Annotated in this window: 11 protein-coding genes and 1 other annotated feature; of the genes, 8 read left to right on the top strand and 3 right to left on the bottom strand. The window is 30.0% G+C overall.

Annotated features, from left to right (window positions below; translation table 11 throughout):
• A partial coding sequence (locus ACJAX4_RS17910; RefSeq protein ID WP_435790812.1) for a YceG family protein occupies positions 1-2,140 on the bottom strand: 2,140 nt, incomplete at its 3' end.
• A 228-nt stretch (positions 2,141-2,368) separates the two neighbouring features.
• Here ACJAX4_RS17910 and ACJAX4_RS17905 point away from each other — a divergent pair.
• From ACJAX4_RS17905 to ACJAX4_RS17890, 4 genes are all read left to right on the top strand, one after another.
• A complete protein-coding gene (locus ACJAX4_RS17905) occupies positions 2,369-2,680 on the top strand; it encodes a hypothetical protein (protein WP_435790811.1) in 312 nt (103 codons plus the stop codon).
• A gap of 116 nt (positions 2,681-2,796) precedes the next feature.
• Entirely contained in the window at positions 2,797-3,480 is a 684-nt protein-coding gene (locus ACJAX4_RS17900; RefSeq protein WP_435790813.1) for a glutaminyl-peptide cyclotransferase, read from the top strand.
• Positions 3,481-3,550: 70 nt separating this feature from the next.
• Positions 3,551-3,790, top strand: coding sequence for a hypothetical protein (locus ACJAX4_RS17895; protein ID WP_435790810.1), 240 nt, complete (start codon positions 3,551-3,553; stop codon positions 3,788-3,790).
• Entirely contained in the window at positions 3,771-4,082 is a 312-nt protein-coding gene (locus ACJAX4_RS17890; RefSeq protein WP_435790809.1) for a YbjQ family protein, read from the top strand. The genes ACJAX4_RS17895 and ACJAX4_RS17890 overlap by 20 nt, the downstream gene beginning before the upstream one ends.
• A gap of 66 nt (positions 4,083-4,148) precedes the next feature.
• Here ACJAX4_RS17890 and asnA read toward each other — a convergent pair whose 3' ends face one another.
• Positions 4,149-5,171, bottom strand: coding sequence for an aspartate--ammonia ligase (asnA, locus tag ACJAX4_RS17885; RefSeq protein WP_435790808.1), 1,023 nt, complete (start codon positions 5,169-5,171; stop codon positions 4,149-4,151).
• Between the two features lie 96 nt (positions 5,172-5,267).
• Positions 5,268-5,520: a binding site (T-box leader), on the bottom strand.
• A gap of 200 nt (positions 5,521-5,720) precedes the next feature.
• Between asnA and ACJAX4_RS17880 the strand changes: the two genes are divergently transcribed.
• The 3 genes from ACJAX4_RS17880 (at position 5,721) to ACJAX4_RS17870 (ending at position 8,790) form a co-directional block, all read left to right on the top strand.
• Positions 5,721-6,191 (top strand): VanZ family protein, encoded by a 471-nt coding sequence (locus ACJAX4_RS17880; RefSeq protein ID WP_435790807.1) that lies wholly within the window; start codon positions 5,721-5,723, stop codon positions 6,189-6,191.
• A gap of 1,138 nt (positions 6,192-7,329) precedes the next feature.
• Positions 7,330-7,935, top strand: coding sequence for a histidine phosphatase family protein (locus tag ACJAX4_RS17875; protein ID WP_435790806.1), 606 nt, complete (start codon positions 7,330-7,332; stop codon positions 7,933-7,935).
• Between the two features lie 51 nt (positions 7,936-7,986).
• Positions 7,987-8,790, top strand: a complete 804-nt coding sequence (locus tag ACJAX4_RS17870) for a hypothetical protein (protein ID WP_435790805.1) — start codon at positions 7,987-7,989, stop codon at positions 8,788-8,790.
• A gap of 7 nt (positions 8,791-8,797) precedes the next feature.
• On the opposite strand, the gene ACJAX4_RS17865 is transcribed toward ACJAX4_RS17870, so the two are convergent.
• Positions 8,798-9,541 (bottom strand): hypothetical protein, encoded by a 744-nt coding sequence (locus ACJAX4_RS17865; RefSeq protein ID WP_435790804.1) that lies wholly within the window; start codon positions 9,539-9,541, stop codon positions 8,798-8,800.
• Between the two features lie 191 nt (positions 9,542-9,732).
• Between ACJAX4_RS17865 and ACJAX4_RS17860 the strand changes: the two genes are divergently transcribed.
• Positions 9,733-10,875, top strand: coding sequence for a pyridoxal-phosphate-dependent aminotransferase family protein (locus ACJAX4_RS17860; RefSeq protein ID WP_435790803.1), 1,143 nt, complete (start codon positions 9,733-9,735; stop codon positions 10,873-10,875).
• Positions 10,876-11,304: the final 429 nt, after the last annotated feature.

Here is an 11,304-nt window from a genome sequence, read left to right as displayed (position 1 = left end):
TTAGCATATCTGTTTTTATCAAATAATTAATTTTTTCTAAAATAATATTTTGTAGAGAAGTTTTTAAATAAGAAAAACTATAACAGCTATGAGCTAGTAGTTTTTGCTTATCAACAAAACCGCCACTATCAAGTACAAATGCTAAGGAGTATAAATCCGTTTTAGAGTAAGTCACATTAGTAAAAGGGATATTAGGTATAAACAATGTATTTTCTGATGATTTTAGCCCGAAAAAATCCTTCCAGTATAAATTCAAATCACTGTGTACACCGCTAATTTTTGCGAATAAATTTGGAATATATACAGTGCTATTCTCTATTTTGAACCCCGTACGCAATGAAGAATCTTCATTCCATAAAATTTTCAACTCATAAAAGGTAGTTTTAAGTGTACTGGGATGAGTTTTATACTCCTCGAATTGCCAAGGTTTATAAAAACCATCATCGTCTGTATAAAGTGTATTCGAAAGTTCCCTTGAGGCTTTTAAAGCAATAGTTTCTTGTCTTACTAGGAGCTCTTCTTTTGGAAATTTTTTTAAATCTCCTTTGTATGGTAGCTCAACAATCATGGAAAATATATCACTATTCTCTGCAATTTGTAAAATTTTATCACAGAAAGAATTTATATATATAACATCGCAGCCTATTCTAGATAGGAAAACTAAAAATAAAAGCTCATGTCTTTTAATATCACCATAATACATGATTTTAGGGCTGAAAATATCATTTGTTGAAGCGTTTTGGAAGTCAAAATTTTTCAAGAGGGTTGGAACAAAATCATGAATCCAAGAAAGTAATTTCAAACAAAAATTTTTAACTTTAGATAAGTTTAAAGTTTTGTTTCCATTGCAGTATAAATCGAGTACATAGCTAAAACTGTTTGCCATAGAACAATTTAAAGTTGGGTTATTCGTTGGAAAAACTTTGTGTTCCATAAATAATGTAGCAAGTTTACTTGTGAGTGATGCGTCAAAGGGATCTACATATTGCCATATATTTAGTGTGCTTGAAATTAATTTAGTGCTCGTGCTTATAGGTACTCCTTCTGTGAATTTTAAATATAATTCTCCGAAGTTACTAAGGGTTTTGTCTAATATAAATAGGTCATTATAATAATCATCCTCATTTTGTTTTATTCCTATATATCTATAAAAATACACTGGGATAAATGGCGAAGGTCCGCTTAAAAATCCAATTCTCTTACTTACAGGCAATACAAAATCCTCAAATATATTCATACTGCTTTTAAGCGTAATATTTATAGAATCTTTAAAAACTATATTTGAAGTTGTAATCTTTTTTTCTATAACGGGAGAAGGTTGATTGTTTTTATGACTAATTTTCATGGGCGAACTCTTAACTTCTTTAACAGGTTTTAATTTGAAATTTAAAGCCATTAAGGTGTCTGTTTTAGGTAATTTTATTAATTTTGAAAATATATTTTCTTTATAGGCTTTTGGCGGAATAATATCTGACATTGAATTTACATAAATAACATCACAGCCTAGTTTAGATAAGAATATTAAGAAATAAAGTTCGTGTTTTTTTATTTCGCCAAAAAAGACCACCTTAGGATTAATTATATCTTCTTCATGAATTGGGTTATAGTTACAATTATTTAATAATTTTGGGGTGAAATCACAAATCCATCCTAAAAATTTAATGGAAAAATTCTTTATTATAGTTTCTGAGATATTAGGTTCACTTTCTAAATAAATAGCAGTGGTTTCGTCAAAACTATTCTGTATATAATCATTAAAAAAACTATTCTTAAAATTTGGGAATAACCCTTTAGTTTTAAGAATGCTAATTAAATCATTTCTTTTACTTGAATTAGAAGTAAGAAGTCCATTCCAGGAAATTTGCGCTATGGGTTTAGATAAAATCCTCACAGGTATTCCAGAGGTGAAGCTTAAATATGAATCTTTTAGCTTAGTTAGTTCATTGTTTAGTTTATATAAATTATCATAATAGACTTCCTTGTTCTCCAAACAACCAATATATCTATAAAAATAAATTGGTATATTTGGTGATTTAGATCTGATAAAACCAGGTCGTCTATTTGTGGGAATAAAAACATCTTGAAATAGATCTTTTGATTGTAAAATAGAAGTACTTATTTGTTTTCTAGAATTAATCAAAGCTTAACCTCCAATCTTATAAAATCCGATAATGTACATTAAAACTATGTACATTGATTATAACTAGTTTAACATTAATTTTACTATTAGTTAATAAAATATTTTTATATAGATAATACATATTTTATCATTTAATGTATAAAAACACTATAAAACTCTAAGTATAATTAATAAGGATAATTTTAAAGTGAAATAAGCTAATAATAAAAACAGAAAGGAAGTCATGAATTGAAAATTAGTGAATCTCTAAAATGCCCAAGATGTGATAGTGAAAATTTCGAAATGAAGCATGAGGCTACTTATCTCTATACATACAAAATGGACACAGCAAATAGTAATAATAATGATGATGAATCTGAAATTCTACCGTTTTTATTTGAGAATAGAGAGCAGACTTCTTTTAAAGAATATATAGAATGCCACAACTGTGGCAATAGATACCCTTGCTCTTTCCATAAAGATAGTCAAACTATAGATCTTACTATAATGAAAAAAGCAATAAGAGCAGACCATGTAGATAAGCCTGAGGTCCTTGGATAGAAAGAGTTTAAGGCAAAAAAACTCTATATTAATAACATAATTATTCAAATAAACATATAATAATTACAAACCATAAATAATTTAGGTGAGGTGAGGAGAGGGGGTTTTTAAATAATATTCATGTATATCCATATGAAATTATAAATACTTACCCACATGACGAAAATGCCTTCACTGAAGGGTTAGTATATAAAGACGGCTTTCTTTATGAGAGTAGCGGAATAGTAAGTGAGTCAGATTCACGTAAAATAGATTTACAAACAGGAGAGATTGTTAAATTACGTAAATTAGACGAAAACTATTTTTCAGGTGGAATTACACTTTACCAAAATAAAATATTACAATTAACATTGAAATCTAAGGTGGGTTTTGTTTATGACAAAGATGAGTTTAGATTAATTAATAAGTTTTACTATAACACTGAAGGTTGGGGAATTACTCACAATGATGAGCATTTAATTATGAGTGATGGTACAGATAACATATATTTTTTAAATCCTAAGAACTTTAAAAAGGTATACAATATTAAAGTTCATGATGAATTTAGACCTGTTACAAAACTAAGTGAATTGGAGTTTATTCAAGGTGAAATTTATGCCAATATATGGAGAATTAATAAAATTGCTAGAATTTGTCCTCATAGTGGTCGAGTAACTGGATGGTTAGAACTTAATGGACTTTTAACTCGTAAAAAGTATAAAAAAATAGGTATGCTTAATGGAATAGCTTATAACAAACAAAATAATCACATATTTATAACAGGCAAAATGTGGCCTGAAATATTTGAGCTTAAATTATAAAAACAACTTCAATAGTCTAAAAATCATGGTATTATGTGTATAATAAATATTTTCATATGTGGGGGTTAAAATGAAGAAAGTCATTATAACTATATTTATAACACTAATTTTTATCATAATAGCTGGATTATATGCGGTGGGAATACTTTATTCCATGGTAGAAGAGGGAGCACCAGGTTTTCTAATACCACTGGGAGTAGGTATTTTAGCAATTGTTTTTATATCAATTATAGGAATATTAATTTACACCATGTATGATAGAATAAAGGAAATAAGAGGGGGTAATGAAAATGATATTAGTAAATACTAATTATATTAGTGGTAAAGAGATAGAGACTCTTTCTATTTGCAAGGGTTCAGTAGTATGGTCAAAAAACATTGGTAAAGACATTTTAAGTAGTTTTAAAACTTTAGTTGGTGGAGAAGTTAAAAGTTACACAGAAATGATGAATGAGGCTAGAGCTATGGGAACAAAACGTATGGTAGAAGAAGCAGAAGGTATGGGTGCCGATGGTATTGTTAACATAAGGTATGCAACTAGTGCTATAATGCAGGGTGCTGCAGAAGTTATAGCTTATGGAACTGCAGTAAAATTTAAGTGATAATAAGGTATAAATATTATAAAAACACCGTAAATAATCAGTTATTTACGGTGTTTTTAAATGTGGTTAAAGTAAAATTATATTCGCATCCCTGCAGTCATCTATCATTTCATCGTTCCATATCGAAGACTGAACTTCACCAATATGAGCTTTATTTAGGAAATACATACATATTCTAGATTGACCTATTCCACCACCTATAGTATATGGGAGTTTACCTTCCATTAAAAGCTTATGGAATTCAAAGGAGATTCTTTGCTCACAACCAGCTATTTTAAGTTGCTCTTTTAACGCTATTTCATCAACTCTTATCCCCATAGAGGATAATTCAAAGGATTTTTCTAGTAATGGATACCAGAATACAATATCCCCATTGAGTGACCAATCATCATAGTCAGGAGCTCTGCCATCATGTTTACGTCCGGATTTTAGTGCACCACCAATTTGCATGATAAATACTGCGATTTTTTCTTTGCATATAGCATCTTCCCTTTCTTTTGGAGTAAGAGAAGGGTACATATCCTCAAGTTCCTGCGTAGTTATAAAGAAAATTTCATTAGGTAGAAATTTTCCAATTCTAGGATATAATTTGTGAACATGCTCTTCAGTGCCTTTAAAAACGTTATACAGTTTAGTTACAATTTCTTTTAATTTATCTAAAGTTCTATCTTCTTTAAGTATAACCTTTTCCCAGTCCCATTGGTCTACATATATAGAGTGAAGGTTATCTAAATCTTCATCTCGCCTTATAGCATTCATATCAGTATATAGACCTTCACCTGGACCAAATCCATATCTATATAAAGCCATACGCTTCCACTTAGCAAGTGAATGTACGATTTCAATATTTGTATCAGCTATAGCTTTCATATCAAAAGAAACAGGGCGTTCAATACCGTTTAGGTTATCATTGAGTCCGGTATCAGATTTGACGAAAAGAGGAGCAGATACTCTCGTTAGGTTTAACTCGCCTGCTATTCTATTTTCAAAATAGTCCTTTACCTGTTTAATAGCGATTTCTGTATGTTTTAATCCGAGTAGTGGTTGATATTTATCTGGAATTGCAAGTTGTTTTTTATAAGTTATCATTAATAATACCTCCTAAAAATTTTTATGGAATTACTAGCATGGATATGATATATATTTCTAATATTAAAACAAAAAACAAAAAACCTTTCATCCTTGTTATAGGACGAAAGGTTGAACTTCCGTGGTACCACCTAAATTAGCTATAAAAAGCTCACTCATAATCAGTACGGAAATAATACTTCGATACTGCCCTATATATAACGGTTAGGCTCCGTCCATACCTAATTTCACAATGATTTCAGCTGGAGACTCAGAGATGTTTTTCAACATAGGCGTCGTATGGAACTTACACTATAATCCACTCGCTTTGACTACTTCCTATATATACTCTTCTCGTCACAGTCTTTATAAAAATAACTTGTAATAAGTATAACTTGCAAGTTATATTTTGTCAACATGCAAAATTAAGATTTTAAATACATTATGATTAAATACTAGTAGCTTATATAAATTGTAACAAATAACTAAATATATAATATTGACAAGTATATTTAAGTGAATCATAATCATAGTGTTAACAAAAAAGCTGAACGCTAGAGGGGTATAAATATGAATAAAAAATATATAAATTGGATTTTAGTTATAGGATGGATGGTTTTAATATTTATATTTTCTAGCCAACCTGCAGAAGTATCTAATGAAAATAATAAATTTGTTATATATTTATTTAACTTACTTGGATTAGATCTAAATAGTATGCTTGGGTCTCTTAGTGATTTTATAATTAGGAAAGCAGCACATTTTATTATATATTTAATTTTGTATGTTCTAGTATATAGAGCTATGAATATAAAGGATAATAAAGATATTAAGGGTTTTATTTTGCCTATATTAATCGTGTTTTTGTATGCATGTTCCGATGAATTTCATCAAGCGTTTGTTCCAGGGAGAGGACCTGCATTTAGAGATGTATTAGTGGATACCTCTGGGGGACTTATTGCTTTTCTAATTATGTATATTAATGTCACATTAAAAAAGAAACCTGCTCCACTAAATAAAGACCTGACTAAATTAAAATAAAGTTCTGCTCCAAAAGCTAATCGGCTCCACACTCGATTAGCTTTTTCCGCTTTCACCCCCTTCATTTCTCCAGCATAAAAACCCCGAAAAAACATCCCGAAAGAATAAAGATAGATTTAAAACGTGATTTAAGGTATGATGTAAAGTAAGATAAATCAATGGTTACAGAAGTTTAAACGCAAAGGCGTGAGCCTAAAATAGAAAGAAAATATGATATAAAGACGGACGGAAAGATACATCCAGTGGAGAGTTTTGGGTGAAATAATGGTGGAAAAAAGAGTGAAAAAAGAGCGTGAAAAGGATTTTGAGGAAAAGATGAAGATGAAGTGAGGGTTTGCAAGGGTTAAGGTGGATTTGAAGGGCGAAAAAAGCAAGACTTTATTAGAATTTAAATATAGATTTGATTTTGAATTTGGGTTGTGGAGAGAGAAAAAGAGGGTTTGGAAGCAGAACTTTATTAAATTTAAGTGGTTGTGAATGAGGCGGTGTGGTTGGGTGGAGTCAGATCTTAATTAGAATCTAACAATTAATATTACATTAAAAAAAAGACCTGCTCCACCTAATAAAGACCTGACTAAATTAAAATAAAATTTCGCTCCAAAAGCTAATCGGATTAGCTCTTGATTAGCTTTTTCAGATTTTAAACCTTCATTCACCCCAGAATAAAAAACCCTAAAAAACATAGCGAAAGAATTAGGATAGATTTAAAACGTGGTTTAAAGTAATATAAATCAATACTTACAGAAGTTTAATTGCAGAGGCATGATCCTAAAATAGAAACTTGTTCATTCATAAAATTTTGAAGAATACTATAAAAAACAACAGGTCAATTCGACTATAGTAATAAACAGGTTGTAAGATTTAGACATATCAATTTTAATATAATTAGAAGCATAAATGAAAATATTATTAAGTTTAATGAAATTAGTGAAAAAATAAAAATTAATATGTCTATTGGGTTCTCAGTATCTCAGAATTCCTTTAATAATATGAATCGCTTATTCATTATGGCAGACAAACGTATGTACCAAGAGAAGAAAGCTATGAAATACTGAAAGTTTAGACGTAAAGGCGTGAGCCAAAGATAGAAAGAAAATAAGATATAAAGACGAATTGAATACAAAAGGTGGTTTAAAGTTTGAAAATATATATAACAAGGCATGGAGAAACTCAGTGGAACAAAGAAGGTAGAATGCAGGGATGGAAAAACTCTGATTTAACGAAAAAAGGTGTAGATAATGCTATTAAGCTTGGTAAAAGCCTAAAACATATAGACTTTGATTGTATTTACTGTAGTCCGTTAGGAAGAGCAACTGATACGGCGAAATACATTAGAGGAGATAAGAATACAGAAATTATTATTATCGAATCTCTGAAGGAAATGGGATTCGGAGCATATGAAGGTATGGAAAATGAAAAAGTAAAGGAGCTGTATACGCAGCAGCAGTACAATTTTTGGAATAAACCACATTTATATAAAAATACAGATGGGGAAAGATTTGAAGATTTGATTGATAGAGTAAATAAGGTATTAAAGCACATTATAAATAACGTAACGGGTGAAAACATCTTAATAGTGACGCATACACTTGTTATTAAGGCTCTTTATTTAATAATAAAAAATCGTTCGCTGGAGGATTTTTGGAAACCTCCATTTATGTATGATACATGTTTAACTATCCTAGAAGTAGAGGGCACAAAAATTGAAATTATATTAGAGGCTGATGTATCCCATTTAAATTAAAATAAGCTTCTGAATATGCTTATTTTTAATGAAAGCTCAAAGGGTGATTTAATGGATTACTTGGCACATTTATTAATAAAGTCAATGGCAGATACGCTATATATGACTGGTATGATAATTCTCGTTGGATATATTCTTGGATTCTTAAGGGACCGTTCAATAGCAAACTTCCAAAAAAGTTTTGGGTGGAAAGCAGTTGCTATAACCGCTATTATAGGGGTGCCTATTCACGAAATTTCTCATGCTCTCTTTTGTTTCATGTTTGGTCACAAAATTATAAAAGTTGTTCTGATACAAAAGAGAGATGAAAATGGAGTGCTTGGGTATGTGAATCATTCTTATAATCCAAACAGTATATATCAGCAAATAGGTAATTTTTTCATCGGTATTGCCCCTATTTTGGGAGGGATTGCATCTATAATTGCACTAATGCGTATTATAATTCCAAGGGCATATAATGAATTCATAACTATATCTATGAATAACTTAGACATAAGTAAATTAGATGGCGCGTCTATAAATGGAATTTTCAATTCTTATATTAAGTTAATAACAACGATTTTCTCCATTAATAACTTTGAGAGTCCATACTTTATAGTGTTTTTGATTCTGGCAATATGTATTTCATCCCATATATCCTTAAGCTCTTCAGATATTAAAGGTGCGGGTAAGGGGTTACTTATAATATTTATAGCAGTGGTAGTTATAAACGTCCTTGGGCTTTCAAGGTTTGTTATGGCTGAGGTTATATTAAAATATAATATTGTAATTATAGGGTCTCTAATAGTATCATTGATTTTTTCAGGTATAACTTACATTATAAGTTTACTGCTAGCATTAATTAGAGCAGATTAGGTTTTATTTATTTCAGATAAGAAACATTGTCCTCAATTTGTTTAAATATAGATCGGACCGCTTTTGACCAGTTTTTATCTTGAGAGTATTTTCTGTTAATCCAAGTAATGCCATCTATATTATCAGGCTTATTTTTGCTTAAATTGACTAAAGTTCTTGCGGCAATGGTAGTAGTATCTTCAATATTAGTATTATATTTTTTCCAACTATTAAACACATTAAAAGGGTTATTGGCAATTTTATAAGCATTATCATTATTTTTGGGAACAAAAGATTGCTCTTGCCCTGTAATAGCAAACATAACAAGGGGATTCAGATTAAAATCTTTGCTAACAGATAATATTGTTGAGAAATAAGGTTCTTCAGCTAAAAGAGAATTCTTTGTTTTTAAAAAATCTTTCAAATTTGTTGTATTAACATCTTTGTACATTAAATAATCTGATAGATGAGCATTAATAACAGGAATTTCACTAGGTACATCAGACGTTGACCTATTTTTTTTGATTTCTTCTACTTGTCCACGACTTACAGGGATTTCTTGACTAGCATCTTCTTTAAAGCGCGTAGAAGGAGATGACTTATTCGAAAGTGATATTATAGATTTATGTTCAGTTAAAGCTATTTTTTTTGATTCGTTGTAAGGTACAGAATTTAAAGAACTTAATTGTCTAATACATATTATGATAATCAAAATACAAACAATTATAAATATTTGAGATTTACAATTAATAAAAGCGTTTTTAATATTCATTTGCTTACACCTACCTATAATTTTTTTAATCTTTATGTAAAAGCAATAGCAATGCTGTATTACAAATATTGACAACTAATAAAAATAATATTCATTGTGAATTATTGTATGCATACATTATTTAATATCTACTAACAGTGATATAATTTAATAATAAGAAAAACTAACTACATTTAAAGGGAGTGGGAAATATGAAAGTGTCTCAGATAATGACTCCAGGACCAACGCAGGTAAGAGAAAATGTTAGAATTGCTAGGTCTTTAGCTACTACTAATCCAGATATAGATTTACAGTTTTATGAGTTTTACAAAGAAACTTGTAAAAAAATAAGTATGTTCTTAAAAACTAGTAACCAAGTTATAATATTAAGTGGTGAAGGAATTTTAGGCCTTGAAGCTGCATGTGCATCCCTAACTGAAACTCATGATAGGGTATTAGTAATTGATAATGGGATATTTGGAGAAGGTTTTGCAGATTTTGTTAAGATGTACGGTGGGGAAGTAGCGTTTTTTAAAGGTAATAGAAAATGTGCTATCGATACAGTGGAACTAGAAAAATTCTTAGAAAAAGACCATGATTTTAAATACGCTACTGTAGTGCATTGTGACACTCCTTCAGGAGTTCTAAACGATATAAACAAAATATGCCATTTACTAAAGAATAAGGGTATATTAACTGTAGTAGATAGTGTAGCGGGTATGGGTGGAGAAGATATAAGAGTAGATGAATGGAAAATAGATATAGCACTCGGCGCTTCACAGAAATGCGTTTCGGCTCCAGCAGGGCTCACTTTAATAAGTATAAGTGAAGATGCATTTAAATTAATGGATCAGAGAACAACCCCGATTGCATCATATTATTGCAATTTACTTATATGGAAAGATTACTATGAGAATAAATGGTTCCCTTATACACCACCAATAAGTGATATTGTTGGTCTTAGGCAGGCTATTGATAATATATTGGAAGATAAAAGGATGATCCAAAGGCATGAGCTTATTGGTAAAGCTACAAGAAAAGCAGTAACGGAAGCAGGGCTTAATTTACACATTGATAAGGGGTATTCCAATACTGTAACCGTTATAGAAATTCCTAAAGGTATTAATGATAAGGAACTGTTAAAACATATGATTGACGAGTTTAATGTATTTATATCTGGTTCATTTGGATATCTGCAAGGAAAAGTAATAAGAATAGGACATATGGGAGAGAATGCTCGGAAGGATAAAATGACATATACTCTATTAGCATTACAAAATTCATTAAAGGCACAAGGTTTTGAATGTGAAAAGAATATGGTTGAAGTGTTTTTAAAGGAAGCAAATAAAATATAACGGAATTTTAGTATAATTTTAATGAAACTGGGGTATACGAGTCCGAGTGTATCAAGGTGAAAGAAACTTAATAATCACTAGCATTTTAGAGAAGGTTGCATATAATTGTTGATTTTGAATAGTTTGTATGAATGTATTATATGGGTATATGATAGAATACTCTTTGTCGTCGCAAAGCAGTGGCGAAGTAAGTTAAATGTTGATTATTGTTCAATTAGGTTTTAAATGAAAATTAATTTTAGAAACTTGTTGACAAAACGATGAACATCTAGTAAAGTAGTAGAAGTCGTCAGTAATTGACGGATATACGAAACAAATTGGTCTTTGAAAATTAAACAGAGAAATAGGTAAAGATAGCAAAATAATATTTTGCTAAACCAGTTAATTACTTTAGTAAATAAAGTGAATTTTAGTCGTAAGACTAAATAG

The organism is Clostridium sp. (assembly GCF_051278035.1).
In the GTDB taxonomy this organism is placed as follows: Bacteria; Bacillota; Clostridia; order Clostridiales; family Clostridiaceae; genus Clostridium_AD.
This window is presented reverse-complemented; position numbering and strand designations above follow the sequence as displayed.

What these genes read in the sequence shown, in the direction of transcription:
- ACJAX4_RS17880 (WP_435790807.1), top strand. Translation starts at nt 5,721, where the DNA reads ATGAATAAAAAATATATAAATTGGATTTTAGTTATAGGATGGATGGTT.
- ACJAX4_RS17860 (WP_435790803.1), top strand. Translation starts at nt 9,733, where the DNA reads ATGAAAGTGTCTCAGATAATGACTCCAGGACCAACGCAGGTAAGAGAA.
- ACJAX4_RS17865 (WP_435790804.1), bottom strand. Translation starts at nt 9,541, where the DNA reads ATGAATATTAAAAACGCTTTTATTAATTGTAAATCTCAAATATTTATA.
- ACJAX4_RS17870 (WP_435790805.1), top strand. Translation starts at nt 7,987, where the DNA reads ATGGATTACTTGGCACATTTATTAATAAAGTCAATGGCAGATACGCTA.
- ACJAX4_RS17895 (WP_435790810.1), top strand. Translation starts at nt 3,551, where the DNA reads ATGAAGAAAGTCATTATAACTATATTTATAACACTAATTTTTATCATA.
- ACJAX4_RS17890 (WP_435790809.1), top strand. Translation starts at nt 3,771, where the DNA reads ATGATATTAGTAAATACTAATTATATTAGTGGTAAAGAGATAGAGACT.
- asnA (WP_435790808.1), bottom strand. Translation starts at nt 5,171, where the DNA reads ATGATAACTTATAAAAAACAACTTGCAATTCCAGATAAATATCAACCA.